The 13,653-nt window shown below is 55.6% G+C and carries 14 protein-coding genes; 5 read left to right on the top strand and 9 right to left on the bottom strand.

What is annotated here, in order from left to right; translation table 11 throughout:
- Nucleotides 1–6 precede the first annotated feature (6 nt).
- Entirely contained in the window at nucleotides 7–1,551 is a 1,545-nt protein-coding gene (gene malF / locus ACOTX7_RS12740) for a maltose ABC transporter permease MalF (RefSeq protein ID WP_213828431.1), read from the top strand.
- Nucleotides 1,552–1,565: 14 nt separating this feature from the next.
- Nucleotides 1,566–2,456 (top strand): maltose ABC transporter permease MalG, encoded by an 891-nt coding sequence (gene malG / locus ACOTX7_RS12735; RefSeq protein ID WP_006810496.1) that lies wholly within the window; start codon nucleotides 1,566–1,568, stop codon nucleotides 2,454–2,456.
- Between the two features lie 96 nt (nucleotides 2,457–2,552).
- Here the strand turns inward: malG and psiE are convergent, their stop codons facing one another.
- The 6 genes from psiE to pgi form a co-directional block, all read right to left on the bottom strand.
- The gene (gene psiE, locus ACOTX7_RS12730) at nucleotides 2,553–2,963 is read right to left on the bottom strand and encodes a phosphate-starvation-inducible protein PsiE (RefSeq protein WP_000202963.1); all 411 of its coding nucleotides are present in this window, start codon (nucleotides 2,961–2,963) and stop codon (nucleotides 2,553–2,555) included.
- A gap of 181 nt (nucleotides 2,964–3,144) precedes the next feature.
- Nucleotides 3,145–5,241 (bottom strand): YjbH domain-containing protein, encoded by a 2,097-nt coding sequence (locus ACOTX7_RS12725; RefSeq protein WP_047354146.1) that lies wholly within the window; start codon nucleotides 5,239–5,241, stop codon nucleotides 3,145–3,147.
- Nucleotides 5,241–5,978: a capsule biosynthesis GfcC D2 domain-containing protein gene (locus ACOTX7_RS12720; RefSeq protein WP_221256778.1), complete on the bottom strand. Its 738-nt coding sequence runs from the start codon at nucleotides 5,976–5,978 to the stop codon at nucleotides 5,241–5,243. Before ACOTX7_RS12720 ends, ACOTX7_RS12725 begins: the two co-directional genes overlap by 1 nt.
- A complete protein-coding gene (locus ACOTX7_RS12715) occupies nucleotides 5,975–6,613 on the bottom strand; it encodes a YjbF family lipoprotein (RefSeq protein ID WP_221256777.1) in 639 nt (212 codons plus the stop codon). The genes ACOTX7_RS12720 and ACOTX7_RS12715 overlap by 4 nt, the downstream gene beginning before the upstream one ends.
- A gap of 63 nt (nucleotides 6,614–6,676) precedes the next feature.
- Nucleotides 6,677–6,919: an exopolysaccharide production protein YjbE gene (gene yjbE, locus ACOTX7_RS12710; protein ID WP_003860341.1), complete on the bottom strand. Its 243-nt coding sequence runs from the start codon at nucleotides 6,917–6,919 to the stop codon at nucleotides 6,677–6,679.
- 366 nt (nucleotides 6,920–7,285) lie between these two features.
- Nucleotides 7,286–8,935 (bottom strand): glucose-6-phosphate isomerase, encoded by a 1,650-nt coding sequence (gene pgi / locus ACOTX7_RS12705; RefSeq protein WP_047354149.1) that lies wholly within the window; start codon nucleotides 8,933–8,935, stop codon nucleotides 7,286–7,288.
- 374 nt (nucleotides 8,936–9,309) lie between these two features.
- On the opposite strand from pgi, the gene lysC reads away from it, so the two are divergent.
- The 3 genes from lysC to ACOTX7_RS12690 all read left to right on the top strand — a co-directional run bounded on the left by lysC (nucleotide 9,310) and on the right by ACOTX7_RS12690 (nucleotide 12,020).
- Nucleotides 9,310–10,659 carry a lysine-sensitive aspartokinase 3 gene (gene lysC / locus ACOTX7_RS12700; RefSeq protein WP_006810501.1) on the top strand — a complete coding sequence of 450 codons (1,350 nt, stop codon included), beginning with the start codon at nucleotides 9,310–9,312 and terminating at the stop codon, nucleotides 10,657–10,659.
- Nucleotides 10,660–10,752: 93 nt separating this feature from the next.
- Entirely contained in the window at nucleotides 10,753–11,697 is a 945-nt protein-coding gene (gene panS / locus ACOTX7_RS12695) for a ketopantoate/pantoate/pantothenate transporter PanS (RefSeq protein ID WP_221256776.1), read from the top strand.
- A 50-nt stretch (nucleotides 11,698–11,747) separates the two neighbouring features.
- A complete protein-coding gene (locus ACOTX7_RS12690) occupies nucleotides 11,748–12,020 on the top strand; it encodes a DUF3811 domain-containing protein (protein WP_047354151.1) in 273 nt (90 codons plus the stop codon).
- Here the strand turns inward: ACOTX7_RS12690 and rluF are convergent, their stop codons facing one another.
- Genes rluF through ACOTX7_RS12675 form a run of 3 tightly spaced genes read right to left on the bottom strand, consistent with a single transcriptional unit; the run spans nucleotide 12,021 to nucleotide 13,638 of the window.
- Nucleotides 12,021–12,893 carry a 23S rRNA pseudouridine(2604) synthase RluF gene (rluF, locus tag ACOTX7_RS12685; RefSeq protein WP_006810504.1) on the bottom strand — a complete coding sequence of 291 codons (873 nt, stop codon included), beginning with the start codon at nucleotides 12,891–12,893 and terminating at the stop codon, nucleotides 12,021–12,023.
- 53 nt (nucleotides 12,894–12,946) lie between these two features.
- Complete coding sequence (locus ACOTX7_RS12680; RefSeq protein ID WP_006810505.1) at nucleotides 12,947–13,285, bottom strand: helix-turn-helix domain-containing protein; 339 nt, start codon at nucleotides 13,283–13,285, stop codon at nucleotides 12,947–12,949.
- Nucleotides 13,286–13,287: 2 nt separating this feature from the next.
- Nucleotides 13,288–13,638, bottom strand: coding sequence for a type II toxin-antitoxin system RelE/ParE family toxin (locus ACOTX7_RS12675; RefSeq protein WP_006810506.1), 351 nt, complete (start codon nucleotides 13,636–13,638; stop codon nucleotides 13,288–13,290).
- Nucleotides 13,639–13,653: the final 15 nt, after the last annotated feature.

The raw sequence follows: 13,653 nt of genomic DNA, 5'->3' as shown, positions 1-13,653 counted from the left end.
AACCCCATGGATGTCATTAAAAAGAAGCACTGGTGGCAAAGCGACGCACTGAAGTGGTCAGTGATAGGTCTGCTGTGTCTGCTGGTGGGTTACCTTGTTGTTTTAATGTACGTACAAGGGGAATATCTCTTTGCCATCATGACGCTGATCTTAAGCTCTGCTGGCCTGTATATTTTCGCCAACCGTAAAGCCTATGCCTGGCGCTACGTTTACCCAGGTGTTGCCGGAATGGGGCTGTTTGTCCTCTTTCCGCTGATCTGCACCATCGCAATCGCCTTTACCAACTACAGTAGCACCAACCAGCTCGCGCAGGAGCGCGCCACCCAGGTGCTTCTGGATCGCTCTTATCAGGCGGGTAAAACCTTTAACTTCGGTCTGTATCCCGCGGGAGATGAATGGAAGTTAGCGCTCACTGACGGCGAGAGCGGCAAAAACTATCTTTCCGACGCGTTCAAATTTGGCGGCGAGCAGAAGCTGGTCTTAAAAGAGGCTGCGGCCCTGCCGGAAGGTGAACGCGCCAACCTGCGTATCATTACCCAGAACCGTCAGGCGCTGACCCAGCTCACCGCCGTGCTGCCCGATGACAGCAAAGTGACCATGAGCTCGCTGCGTCAGTTCTCCGGCACGCAGCCGCTGTATACCCTGGCGGATGACGGCACGCTGACCAACAACCAGAGCGGCGTGAAGTACCGTCCGAACAACGATATCGGTTTTTATCAGTCAGTGAATGCTGACGGCAACTGGGGTGACGACAAGCTCAGCCCGGGCTACACCGTCACCATCGGCTGGGACAACTTTACCCGCGTGTTTACCGACGAAGGTATCCAGAAACCGTTCTTCGCCATCTTCGTCTGGACGGTGGTCTTCTCGGTACTGACCGTGATCCTGACCGTGGCCGTGGGCATGGTGCTGGCCTGCCTCGTGCAGTGGGAGTCCCTGAAAGGGAAAGCGATTTACCGCGTACTGTTGATTCTGCCTTACGCCGTACCGTCGTTTATCTCAATTCTGATTTTCAAAGGGCTGTTTAACCAGAGCTTCGGTGAAATCAACATGATGCTGAGCGCGCTGTTCGGTATCAAACCGGCCTGGTTCAGCGACCCGACCACCGCACGCTCGATGATTATCATCGTCAACACCTGGCTGGGTTATCCGTACATGATGATCCTGTGCATGGGCCTGCTGAAGGCTATCCCGGACGATCTGTACGAAGCCTCGGCGATGGACGGCGCGGGTCCGTTCCAGAACTTCTTCAAGATTACGCTGCCGCTGCTCATTAAGCCGCTGACGCCGCTGATGATTGCCAGCTTCGCCTTTAACTTTAACAACTTCGTGCTGATTCAGCTGTTGACCAACGGTGGCCCGGACCGTCTCGGCACCACCACGCCAGCAGGCTATACCGACCTGCTCGTGAGCTACACCTACCGTATCGCCTTCGAGGGCGGCGGTGGTCAGGACTTCGGCCTGGCGGCAGCGATTGCCACCCTGATCTTCCTGCTGGTTGGCGCCCTGGCGATTGTGAATCTGAAAGCCACACGTATGAAATTTGACTAAGGAGGGCACTGAACATGGCAATGGTACAACCCAAATCTCAGAAACTGCGCCTCCTCGCGACGCACTTAGGCCTGCTGATTTTCATCGCGGCGATCATGTTCCCGCTGCTGATGGTTATCGCCATCTCCCTGCGTTCGGGGAACTTCGCCACCGGGAGTCTGATCCCGGATGAAATTTCCTGGGAGCACTGGAAGCTCGCGCTGGGCTTCAGCGTGGAACATGCCGATGGCCGCGTCACGCCGCCGCCGTTCCCGGTGCTGCTGTGGTTATGGAACTCAGTGAAGGTGGCGACCATCACCGCGATCGGCATCGTGACGCTCTCCACCACCTGTGCTTACGCCTTCGCCCGTATGCGTTTCCCGGGCAAAGCAACCCTGCTGAAAGGGATGCTGATTTTCCAGATGTTCCCGGCAGTGCTGTCGCTGGTGGCGTTGTATGCCCTGTTTGATCGTCTTGGCCAGTACGTGCCGTTTATCGGCCTGAACACCCACGGCGGCGTGATCTTCGCCTATCTTGGCGGCATCGCCCTGCATGTGTGGACCATCAAAGGCTACTTCGAAACCATCGACGGTTCGCTGGAAGAGGCGGCGTCGCTGGATGGTGCCACCCCGTGGCAGGCGTTCCGTCTGGTGCTGCTGCCGCTGTCGGTGCCGATTCTGGCGGTGGTGTTTATTCTGTCGTTTATCGCGGCGATCACCGAAGTCCCGGTTGCCTCACTGTTACTGCGCGATGTGAACAGCTACACCCTGGCCGTAGGTATGCAGCAATACCTCAACCCGCAAAACTACCTGTGGGGCGACTTTGCCGCGGCGGCCGTACTTTCCGCCATCCCGATTACCGTGGTGTTCCTGCTGGCCCAGCGCTGGCTGGTGAATGGCCTGACGGCGGGCGGTGTGAAAGGTTAAGTTTCATCTGTTATGCCACTGCAACCCTCAACTTTAGACGTATTGTATTGAACCAACTTGTGACTGTTGTTAGGCGCTCTTCGGAGCGCCCTTTTTTTATTCCCGTTTCAGCCGCTTCGAGTTGCACAGCCAGAGGGTGATCACCAGCAGCAGGATCGCCGCCGAGTAGATCAGCACGTCGAGTGGGGATTTATGATCGACGATGATCAGCCGCACAATGGCGGTGATGCCAATGTAGACAAAATAGCGTAGCGGGAAGTGAAAGCCGGACTGAAAGTACTTCACAATCAGGGCGATAAATTCGAAGTAGAGAAAGTAGACCACCAGGCCTTCCACCAGCGCATATTTGCTGGTTTGCTCAGGGGCGAACAGCACATCCGCCAGATGTACCGTCTCTTTGCCGAGAAAGACAACCAGAATCAGACCAAGACTTAGCAGACCGAGGTTCAGCACGGTCTGGAGGATGGTTGAGATAAACTCAACGCGCGGACGAGTCAGGGATGTCATACAGCACCTCATTCTCCAGGGCGAGGTTCCTGTATAACGCAAAAATGTGACGGGGATCTATATTTTTTGTTTATGTTTGGCGCAACGGAAAGGATTACCCTCACCCCGGCCCTCTCCCTGAAAGGGAGAGGGAGCAAATCATCCCCTCTCCCTTTCAGGGAGAGGGTTAGGGTGAGGGGCATCAGCGGAAGTTAATGTTCTTATCGCTGGTCATGTCATACAGCTGGAATTTACGTCCAAGCTGCTGGCCGCCGTCGCGTGTCAGCGGCGTCCAGCCCACTGCCGCGCGGCTGCGGGTTGGGCCTGACGAGAACAGATCCAGCGGAATCGACACGTACACCCCTTTGGTGAAGTCCCCTTCCCCGTACTCGTCCGGCGAAACGTTGGTGATGGTGGCATAGCCGCCCACCACGACGCCGCTGTCGAAGTGTTTGGAGATATCCAGCGTGCCGCCCTTATCACCCGCCAGGTACTGCCCGACGCTGGCTTTCACCAGCACGTCCTGCGCGAACGACGGCGTCCAGTAGGCGGTCAGGTGGCCGGTTTTGACGCTGTAGTCGGTGAACTTCATCATGTCCTGCGCGCTGCGCCAGTCACGCTGTTTCACGTAGTTGGCATCAATCCCAAACGCCCAGTTGCTGTCAACAGGACGATAAAGCACCTCCGCCCCCGCGCCGCCAAACATGGTTTCCAGATAGCCACCGTAAACCTGGCCGTAGAAGCCGTTGCCGAAGTACTGGAAGTAGTTGGCCTGGAGGTTATTCACGTAGATATCGTTCTGCACATATTCACGAACGCGGGTACGCACGCGCGGCAGTTTTGAATCGTTCGGCGGGTTGGTGTAGTTAAATTTGTCGTAGTTGTTCGCAATGTTGCCGAACAGACTACCGGTGGTCAACAGGTGGTCTGTCACCCACAGATCTGCCGTCGCCATCGCGCCCAGCTGATACATGTAGAAGTTTTCCGGCCCGCCCACGGACTGGTTCAGCACCGGATCGATATGGAAATCGAAGCGGGATTTATCGATATACCAGCCCTGCTCGGTGCTCTCTGGCACCACCGGTTCAACGCGTTTTTGCACCAGCTCGGTTTCATGTCCCAGCGGTTCGCCTTCAAGATGACGCTTAAGGCTGGCAACATCGGTTTCGGTGGTGACCTGCGGCAGGTTGAGACGGTTCTCCGTCACGCGGATCGTGCGGATCCCCTCCGGCAGATCGTTCATGACGATCCGGTTGGCGCGCTCGATCCCTTCCCGGGAGTCGCGGTATTTCACCTGCTCGCCGGTGACGTACAGCGTATCGCCTTTGGTCTGGATCTTCGGATCCGCCAGGCCCGCGTTATATTTCAGCAGCGTCAGCTGGTTCGCTACCACGGAGTGCTGAATGATCGCATCCTGCGGCTCCGGCTGATATTTTGGCCGCGGGTTGTCATTGTAGTGCGGCCGCATGTCGTTAAAGTTAGTGCGCAGGGTAAAGCCAAACATCAGGGTATTACCGCGCTCATAGCTGAGGTTAACGTCGGCCCAGTCGGTGACGCGGTAAATGGCGCCGACGTTAAACTTGCTCTTCTGCTCTATTTTGCCAGCAAAATCTTCGCTGTAGTTATTGCCTTCGTACTCCAGCTTCAGGCGCAGCGGCTGCCATGGTGTCTGGTATTCCACGCCGCCAAACAGCGAGGCCGGGCCGTGGAACATCTGGTCCCCGTTGATGGAACCGGCTTTCTGGTAGCTGTTATCACGGTAGCAGTATTTATCACTGTAGGAGCAGAACGGGTTTTTGACGTTGCCGCTGGTGCCGAGATAGCCCCACCCCAGACCGAGTGAGAAATCAAACGGTCCCCAGGCTTTGCTGGCCACGATGTATTCCGCGTCAAACAGGCCAGTCCCGCCGATATCCTTCGCGCCAACAGAGACCTGCGGCATCCAGTAGCTCTCTTCCCACAGGCGCAGCTTCACGTCGAAAGCTTTATCTTTGTAGGTCTGGTCGCCGGAGAAGGCATCCACGCTGCTGTACTGTTTAGTACGTACGTCGGTGTAGCGCAGCGTGGTCTCCAGCCAGGGGAACAGCTGCACGGACGCAGAGTAGTAACGGTACTGATCGTTATCGCGATAGTTAAGGCTGATTTCCCCCTCGCGGGCCATACGCGCCGTCGGGGTTTGCAGTAAGCCCACGCCGCCAAAATCGGACTGCGACGGGCCGATGGGTGCCGGATACGTTTCTGCATGACAGGCGGCACTTACGCACAGTGCAAGCATGCTGTAGAGATAGGTTTTTTTCATTATTCCGGTATCCGCTGTATCAGGGAGCGAAGGATATCGGCATTAAGCCCGTCATACGCTTTCGTCCAGAAATGGTCGGTAAATCCGACAAAAATGATGCTGCCTGGCATAGGTTCGATATGGCGTTTATTCCAGTAAGCCACCGGCGCTTTTTGGGTATGCCCGTCCGGATAGACCACCCAGGCATAGCTGTTATCCGCGCCGCTGAGCAGGCTTTGCTCGTCGAGATAGCTCGCGACGTCCCGGCCCGGCGTAAACGGCTTTTTGCCGGGGCTGCTGATGAGTCCCATCACGGTGACGGTGGAAGGCTGAGCCGGGAGCCACAGGGTATAGTCCCCTTCCAGCGACGGATTGCCGTTTTCCGCGACGCGCACCTCATCCGGATCGAGATTCACCTTCTGGCGACCCGTCACCTTCACCGCCTGAAGCTGCTGACGCAGGCTGTTAATGGCCGCGGCATCGTCGGCATCTTCCTGTTGTGCCAGCCCGCTTAATCGGGCGAGCAGCGCCTGATGTTTTTGTTCCGCGACTACCGTCGCCTGACGCTCGCTAATAACCGCCCCGGTCCACCAGCTTTTCGCCAGCCTCGGCTGCCCCACCAGATCGAGCAGATGCCCGGCATTGGTTAAGGTTTTTGGTTTTTCGCTGTCCGGGGTGTAGACCTGTACCGTTCCCGCAGACCATGCCAGCGGCGAGGCCAGGCTGGCGAGAAGCGCAACGTGGATAAGCATTTTCATGATTTCGCCGCCTTGATCAGGGTGGTTTTCACCGGGAAGAAACCGGCACCGAGATACTGTAAGGACTGGCGGATTTGCCCCTCTTCGTCCACCCAGAAGCGGTTATGCCAGGTGGCCTGATCGGTAGTCACCTCTTCATCCAGTACGCGCACCTGCGTTTCGTCGCTGCCCACTTTGACACTGTCCGAACCGTCCCAGCGGAAGGTGGAGCGGGCCGTGGCGTAGCGAACCTGCTTATGCTCGGTCCAGCCCATCGTGCGCGTCCAGCTTGCGCCATCGACAATCTGATTAGGCTTGATAAGCGGATCTTCCGCCAGGTTGTTCACCTCAAGCAGATTGTCGCCGCCGAGCAACGTTTTCACGAGCCGGGCATGCTGCGTCACGATGGTGGCCTGATCCTGCGTCACCCATTTCTGCTGCCCGTTTTCGTCGAAAGCGAGCACCACAAACAGTTGCGGACCATCGTTTAGCTGCATGTACTGGCTGGCGTACGGCATGTTCTGAAGTTCGTCATCGGTCAGTTGCACGCCCGGCGTACCGAACAGGCTGTCCCACAGTGAGTGGCCCAGCCCTTTGGTGGTAGCTGAGCAGGCCTGCAACAGCAGGCAAATCAGGATGATTGCAGGTCGCTTCACGACTCTTCTCCGAAGGGGCGAAATAACCACACCGAAGTGTGGTTATGATTAAAACACCCGGTATTACTGGGTGCTGGTCGTCGTAGTGGTCGTGGTTCCGGTATTGGAGCCATCACCGCCACCGGTTGCCGCCAGCGCGACACCCACGGCTGAACTTACGGCGCTGGTGCTGGCTGCGGTAGAACTCCCCGCAGACGCAGACGTCGCTGCCGACCCAGCCGCTTCCCCGACCTGGACCGGAGCTGCATAGACAGACGTCGCCGCAAGTGCAGATATGGCAAAAATGCCATACAGTACTTTCTTCATAACAATTTCCCTTCAATGAATGAATGGAGATTTGCCCGAAAAGAAATTCAGGCGGATTCGAGTATACACAACTAAAGCAGTGGGTTTACCGTGGGGGTAAATAGGAAGGAGGTTTTCAGACTAATGGTTAAAAATGAAAAGAAAGCAGAATTAATTAAATATATAATTACTTAAAATCAATAAGTTATAATATATAACTATTAAAGTGCCACTCCGTATTTTCTTAAAATAAACCGCAGCAATTAACGGGTTAACCGTCTTTTTCGGATTAAACTCAGATTCAGAATTTGAGTTAACTAACAGACATCAGGAATTATCCGATAAAAAAATGCCGGCATATCGCCGGCATTGTTCATGACATATTTATTACGCGCGCCATGCTTTATAACGGTTAATCAGACCATTGGTGGAGCTGTCGTGGCTGTCGATCGCTTTATCGTCACCCAGCTCTGGCAGAATACGGTTTGCCAGCTGTTTGCCCAGCTCAACGCCCCACTGGTCAAAGGTGAAGATGTTCAGGATAGCGCCCTGCGTGAAGATCTTGTGCTCATACAGCGCAATCAGCGCGCCCAGGCTGAACGGCGTGATTTCGCGCAGCAGGATGGAGTTGGTCGGGCGGTTGCCTTCGAACACTTTGAACGGCACAACGTGGTCCAGCGTGGCCGGATCTTTACCCTGGTCACGGTACTCCTGCTCAACCACCTCGCGGGATTTACCGAACGCCAGCGCTTCGGTCTGAGCGAAGAAGTTAGACAGCAGCTTCGGATGGTGGTCGGACAGCGGGTTGTGCGTGATAGCCGGGGCGATGAAATCGCACGGTACCATTTTGGTGCCCTGGTGGATCAGCTGGTAGAACGCGTGCTGACCGTTGGTGCCCGGCTCGCCCCAGATGATTGGGCCAGTCTGGTAATCCACCGCGTTGCCGTTACGGTCAACGTACTTGCCGTTGGATTCCATGTTGCCCTGCTGGAAGTAGGCCGCAAAGCGATGCATGTACTGGTCGTACGGCAGAATCGCTTCGGTTTCAGCGCCGAAGAAGTTGTTGTACCAGATCCCGATCAGCGCCAGCAGCACCGGCAGGTTTTTCTCAGGCGCGGTGGTGGAGAAGTGTTTGTCCATCGCATGCGCGCCGGAGAGCAGCTCAACGAAGTTGTCGAAGCCCACGGACAGGATGATGGACAGGCCAATCGCAGACCACAGAGAGTAGCGACCGCCAACCCAGTCCCAGAACTCGAACATGTTCGCGGTGTCAATACCGAACTCGCCCACGGCTTTACCGTTGGTGGACAGCGCCGCGAAGTGTTTCGCCACGTGCTTTTCGTCACCCGCAGTTTTCAGGAACCAGTCGCGCGCGCTGTGGGCGTTGGTCATGGTTTCCTGGGTGGTGAAGGTTTTGGACGCCACCAGGAACAGGGTGGTTTCCGGGTTCACCTTTTTCAGCACTTCAGCGATGTGCGTCCCATCGACGTTAGAGACGAAATGCATGTTGAGGTGGTTTTTGTACGGGCGCAGCGCTTCGGTCACCATGAACGGGCCGAGGTCAGAGCCGCCGATACCAATGTTCACCACGTCGGTAATCGCCTTGCCGGTGTAGCCTTTCCACTGACCGGAGATGATCGCTTCAGAGAAGGTTTTCATCTTTTCCAGCACCGCGTTCACTTCCGGCATCACATCTTTGCCGTCAACGATAATTGGAGTATTGCTACGGTTGCGCAGCGCCACGTGCAGCACGGCACGGTCTTCGGTGCGGTTGATCTTCTCACCGGAGAACATGGACTTGATGGCATCTGCCAGCTCAGTCTCTTTCGCCAGATCTTGCAGCTTCGCCAGCGTCTCTTCGGTGATACGGTTCTTGGAGAAATCCACCAGCATCAGGTCATCGAAGGTGGCGGAAAACTTGCTGAAACGATCGGCATCTTTCGCGAACAGATCCGCGATGGTGACGTCTTTTATTTCATCAAAATGTTTCTGTAGTGCCTGCCATGCAGCGGTCTGCGTTGGGTTGATGTTTTTCATAGCAATACTCTTCTGATTTGAGAATTGTGACTGCGGTCGATTGTAGCGCCTGCAAATAAAAATTGTGATGGTTTTTATGCCATTGCCCTGGTCTGCATCAAACGCAGGTGAAAAGACCCGAAAAGTATAGCTGCTGTCGCGCCCTTCCGGCGTGGCGAAATGTTGGTCAAAATGGGGTAAAAAGGAGCATAAAATGTGGGCCTGTTATAAGTCCTGTTTCTCAGGGGTACCCCCCCATAAAAAATCCGCATAATCCCAGCATTGACAGGACCTCCCCCACATTTTATTTATAGGGCCGTATTTTGCGCCTGCACCTGTTCTCGCTTCATTCTTGTGCCAAGGTCGCTCTATTCATTCCCTGACACGAGGTTGTTATGACGAGTTTTGTGGTCGCCAAGTTTGGCGGCACCAGTGTGGCAGACTACGATGCCATGAACCGCAGCGCCGATGTGGTGCTGGCCGATCCGAATACCCGCCTGGTGGTGCTGTCCGCCTCAGCCGGCGTGACGAACCTGCTGGTTTCTCTGTCTGAAGGACTGGAAGCGACCGAACGCTTCGTGAAGCTGGATGCACTGCGCAAAATTCAGTTCGATATTCTTGAGCGTCTGCAAAACCCGAACGTTATTCGTGAGGAAGTGGAACGCCTGCTGGAAAATATCACCACCCTGGCAGAAGCCGCGTCGCTGGCCACCTCCAGCGCACTGACCGACGAACTGGTCAGCCACGGCGAACTGATGTCCACCCTGCTGTTTGTTGAGATCATGCGCGAGCGCAATATTCAGGCGCAGTGGTTCGACGTGCGTAAAGTCATGCGCACCAGCGACCGCTTTGGCCGCGCCGAGCCGGACGTTGAAGCCCTGGCAGAGCTGACTAACCAGCAGCTTGCTCCGCGCCTGGATGAAGGCATTGTGATCACCCAGGGTTTTATCGGCAGTGAAGCCAAAGGGCGCACAACCACGCTGGGCCGTGGCGGCAGCGACTATACCGCCGCCCTGCTGGGTGAAGCCCTGCACGCGACCCGCGTGGATATCTGGACGGACGTGCCGGGTATCTATACCACCGACCCGCGCGTAGTGTCTGCGGCAAAACGTATTGATGTGATCGCGTTTGAAGAGGCGGCCGAAATGGCTACCTTCGGCGCGAAAGTGCTGCACCCGGCCACGCTGCTGCCCGCCGTGCGCAGCGACATTCCGGTCTTCGTCGGCTCCAGTAAAGATCCGAAAGCAGGCGGGACGCTGGTCTGCAAGAAAACCGAGAATCCGCCGCTGTTCCGCGCGCTGGCCCTGCGTCGTAAGCAGACGCTGGTTACCCTGCACAGCCATAATATGCTGCACTCCCGCGGCTTCCTGGCAGAAGTGTTTGGCATCCTGGCGCGCCATAATATCTCTGTGGATCTGATCACCACGTCAGAAGTCAGCATTGCGCTGACGCTCGACACCACCGGCTCCACCTCAACCGGCGACACCCTTCTGACGCAGTCGCTGTTGATTGAGCTTTCTGAGCTGTGCCGCGTGGAGGTGGAAGAAGATCTGGCGCTGGTCGCTATCATCGGCAACAAGCTGTCGCGCGCCTGCGGCGTGGGCAAAGAGGTCTTCGGCGTGCTCGACCCGTTCAATATCCGTATGATTTGCTACGGTGCCTCCAGCTACAACCTCTGCTTCCTGGTCCCTGCCGATCAGGCCGAGCAGGTGGTGCAGAAACTTCATCAGAATTTGTTTGAATAAAATTCGTTAGCACGATAAACAATATCAATAAGCCGGGCACAGACCCGGCTTTTTCATAACTAAACAACACGACAATACTGCAAGGAATTCACTATGTTATCCGCTATCACCCGGCTGTTCCCGTTATGGGCGCTGCTGCTCTCTGTACTCGCGTATTATACCCCCTCCACCTTCACGGGCATTGGTCCGTGGGTCACCACGCTGCTGATGCTGATTATGTTCGGCATGGGCGTGCATCTGAAAATCGACGATTTTAAACGCGTGCTGTCTCGCCCGGCGCCGGTTGCCGCAGGGATTTTCCTGCACTACCTGGTGATGCCCCTCGCGGCGTGGCTGCTGGCGATGGCCTTTAAGATGCCACCCGACCTTTCCGCCGGGATGGTGCTGGTGGGGAGCGTCGCCAGCGGCACGGCATCTAACGTGATGATCTATCTCGCGAAAGGCGACGTGGCGCTCTCTGTCACCATCTCGTCCATCTCCACGCTGGTGGGCGTGATTGCCACGCCGCTGTTAACCCGCCTGTACGTGGACGCGCATATTCAGGTGGACGTGATCGGCATGCTGCTGAGCATCCTGCAAATCGTGGTGATCCCGATTGCGCTGGGGCTGGTGATCCACCATCTCTTCCCACGGGTAGTGAAAGCGGTTGAGCCGTACTTGCCCGCGTTTTCGATGGTCTGCATTCTGGCCATCATCAGCGCCGTGGTAGCTGGCTCTGCATCGCACATTGCTTCGGTAGGCTTTGTCGTTATCATCGCGATAGTGTTGCATAACACTATTGGTCTGCTGGGCGGATACTGGGGCGGGAAGCTGTTTGGCTTTGACGAATCCACCTGCCGCACGCTGGCGATCGAAGTGGGGATGCAGAACTCGGGCCTGGCGGCGGCGCTGGGTAAAATTTACTTCTCACCGCTGGCAGCGCTGCCGGGGGCGCTGTTCTCCGTCTGGCACAACCTGTCCGGTTCACTGCTGGCGGGCTACTGGTCCGGTAAACCGATTGATGGACAACCGAAAAAAGATGCGGTGAAACAGGGTTAATTGACTCGGCTTGCTTTACACTGAAGCCTCCCCATCAGGAGGCTTCAGCAATGGCTACACCACGTTTAACCCAGAAAGACATGACCGAAGCCGAGCAGCGCGAACTGAAAACGCTTCTCGACCGCGCCCGCATCGCACATGGCCGCACGCTGACGAACGCCGAAACCAATCAGGTTAAAAAAGAGTACATCGATAAGCTGATGGCGCAACGTGAGGCTGCGGCGAAAAAAGCCCGCAAGCTGAAAAAAGAGCAGGCTTATAAGCCGGATGCAGAGGCGACCTTTTCCTGGTCCGCCAGCACATCAACCCGTGGAAGGCGCTAATCAGCGCCCTTTCTTTTTGCGCCCCGGCTGGGTAAAGCGTTTTCCGTTGCCCGGCTTGCCTCGCCCTTTCTCTTCCGTCTGCGGTGCCTTCACCACCGGACGCTTAATCGCCTGTGTTTTCGGTTTCGCTTTAGCTTTCGGCTTCGCTTCGGACGAGGAGTTCTCGATAAGTTTGAACAGCTCGATCAGCTCGTCATCCGTTAAGTCACGCCACTCGCCCAGCGGGATCCCGGACAGGCTGACGTTCATGATGCGTGTGCGTTCCAGCTTCGTCACTTCATAACCGAAGTACTCGCACATGCGGCGGATCTGGCGGTTCAGGCCCTGCACCAGCGTGATACGAAACGCAAACGGCGCCTCTTTTCTGACTTTACACTTCTTCGTCACGGTGCCCAGAATCGGCACGCCTGCGCCCATCCCACGGATGAACTCGTCCGTGACCGGCTTGTTCACCGTAACAATGTACTCTTTCTCGTGATCGTTACCGGCACGCAGAATTTTGTTCACCAGATCGCCGTGGTTGGTGAGGAAAATCAGCCCCTGAGAGTCCTTATCCAGGCGGCCAATCGGGAAGATACGGCTGCTGTGGTTCACGAAATCAACGATGTTGTCCCGCTCGCCGTCTTCCGTGGTACTGACAATCCCAACCGGTTTGTTCAACGCGATAAACACCAGGTCTTCGGCATCACGTGGTTCGATGACCTGACCATTCACTTTCACCACATCGCCAGGTACCACCTGATCGCCAATGGTGGCGCGTTTGCCGTTAAGAAACACGTTACCCTGTTCAATGTAACGGTCAGCCTCGCGACGTGAGCAGATCCCGCTCTCGCTAATGTATTTGTTTAATCGAGTTGATTGAGTTGGCAGCATAGTTTCTCCTGTGAAGGGCGAAATATACCTTAGGTTTGGGCTGGAAAAAAAGATTAGCCGACGGTTACTGAGACGGGTTTTCCAAGTTTGCACAACATCATGACCAGCGTGTCGAGCGTAAACTTGTTGGTTTTAAGATTCACCACGTCGGAGACACGTGGTCGGGATACATTAAGCCTGGCGGCAACATCCACCTGACGGAGTTTGTTTTCCGTGATCCATGTGGAAATTTCCTGCATAAGTTGCCGCTTGATAGCAAGCAGTTGCTCGACTTCTTTCTCAGCGTTTTCCTGTAACTGTTTAGCCTCTTTTTCTTCAAAGCCCAACTCTGCGAAAATATTCGTTTCGGCCGCTGTCACATGCCGAATTTTTGTATCAACGTGAATCCCCATTTTTACCCTCTCCGAGCATCAAGCACTGCCTGAAAACGTGCCTTTGCTATGTATTTATCATGGCCAGATGTCCGCTGCGTCTTCTTGTTGAAGCAATGCAGGACGTACACAACATCTTCATATCGAGCCAAATAGAGAATTCGATAAGCGCCAGAATTATCACGAAGCCGTACCTCCGCAACGCCTTTACCGATCTCTGACATCGGCTTCCAGTCAGCCGCTTCTAACCCTGCCTGGAGCCGGTGTAACTGGTAGCCAGCGTCTTTACGTATTCCCTCCGGGAAACTGAGTAAATCTGCGAAGGCACTACCCATCCACGCAATGGGCCGCAGTATCGGCCTTTCTGATAGCATATCACATCCTTGTAT

The organism is Enterobacter cloacae complex sp. IR5418 (genome assembly GCF_049238105.1).
Lineage (GTDB): Bacteria > Pseudomonadota > Gammaproteobacteria > Enterobacterales > Enterobacteriaceae > Enterobacter > Enterobacter hormaechei.
Note: the sequence above shows the minus strand (reverse complement) of the source record. Positions and strands in the feature narration are given on the sequence as shown.

Bases quoted from the DNA above. Each gene is read 5' to 3' on its own strand.
- lysC (WP_006810501.1), top strand. From the start codon at position 9,310: ATGACGAGTTTTGTGGTCGCCAAGTTTGGCGGCACCAGTGTGGCAGAC.
- ACOTX7_RS12680 (WP_006810505.1), bottom strand. From the start codon at position 13,285: ATGGGGATTCACGTTGATACAAAAATTCGGCATGTGACAGCGGCCGAA.
- rluF (WP_006810504.1), bottom strand. From the start codon at position 12,893: ATGCTGCCAACTCAATCAACTCGATTAAACAAATACATTAGCGAGAGC.
- psiE (WP_000202963.1), bottom strand. From the start codon at position 2,963: ATGACATCCCTGACTCGTCCGCGCGTTGAGTTTATCTCAACCATCCTC.
- yjbE (WP_003860341.1), bottom strand. From the start codon at position 6,919: ATGAAGAAAGTACTGTATGGCATTTTTGCCATATCTGCACTTGCGGCG.
- ACOTX7_RS12690 (WP_047354151.1), top strand. From the start codon at position 11,748: ATGGCTACACCACGTTTAACCCAGAAAGACATGACCGAAGCCGAGCAG.
- malG (WP_006810496.1), top strand. From the start codon at position 1,566: ATGGCAATGGTACAACCCAAATCTCAGAAACTGCGCCTCCTCGCGACG.
- pgi (WP_047354149.1), bottom strand. From the start codon at position 8,935: ATGAAAAACATCAACCCAACGCAGACCGCTGCATGGCAGGCACTACAG.
- panS (WP_221256776.1), top strand. From the start codon at position 10,753: ATGTTATCCGCTATCACCCGGCTGTTCCCGTTATGGGCGCTGCTGCTC.
- ACOTX7_RS12675 (WP_006810506.1), bottom strand. From the start codon at position 13,638: ATGCTATCAGAAAGGCCGATACTGCGGCCCATTGCGTGGATGGGTAGT.
- ACOTX7_RS12720 (WP_221256778.1), bottom strand. From the start codon at position 5,978: ATGAAAATGCTTATCCACGTTGCGCTTCTCGCCAGCCTGGCCTCGCCG.
- ACOTX7_RS12725 (WP_047354146.1), bottom strand. From the start codon at position 5,241: ATGAAAAAAACCTATCTCTACAGCATGCTTGCACTGTGCGTAAGTGCC.
- malF (WP_213828431.1), top strand. From the start codon at position 7: ATGGATGTCATTAAAAAGAAGCACTGGTGGCAAAGCGACGCACTGAAG.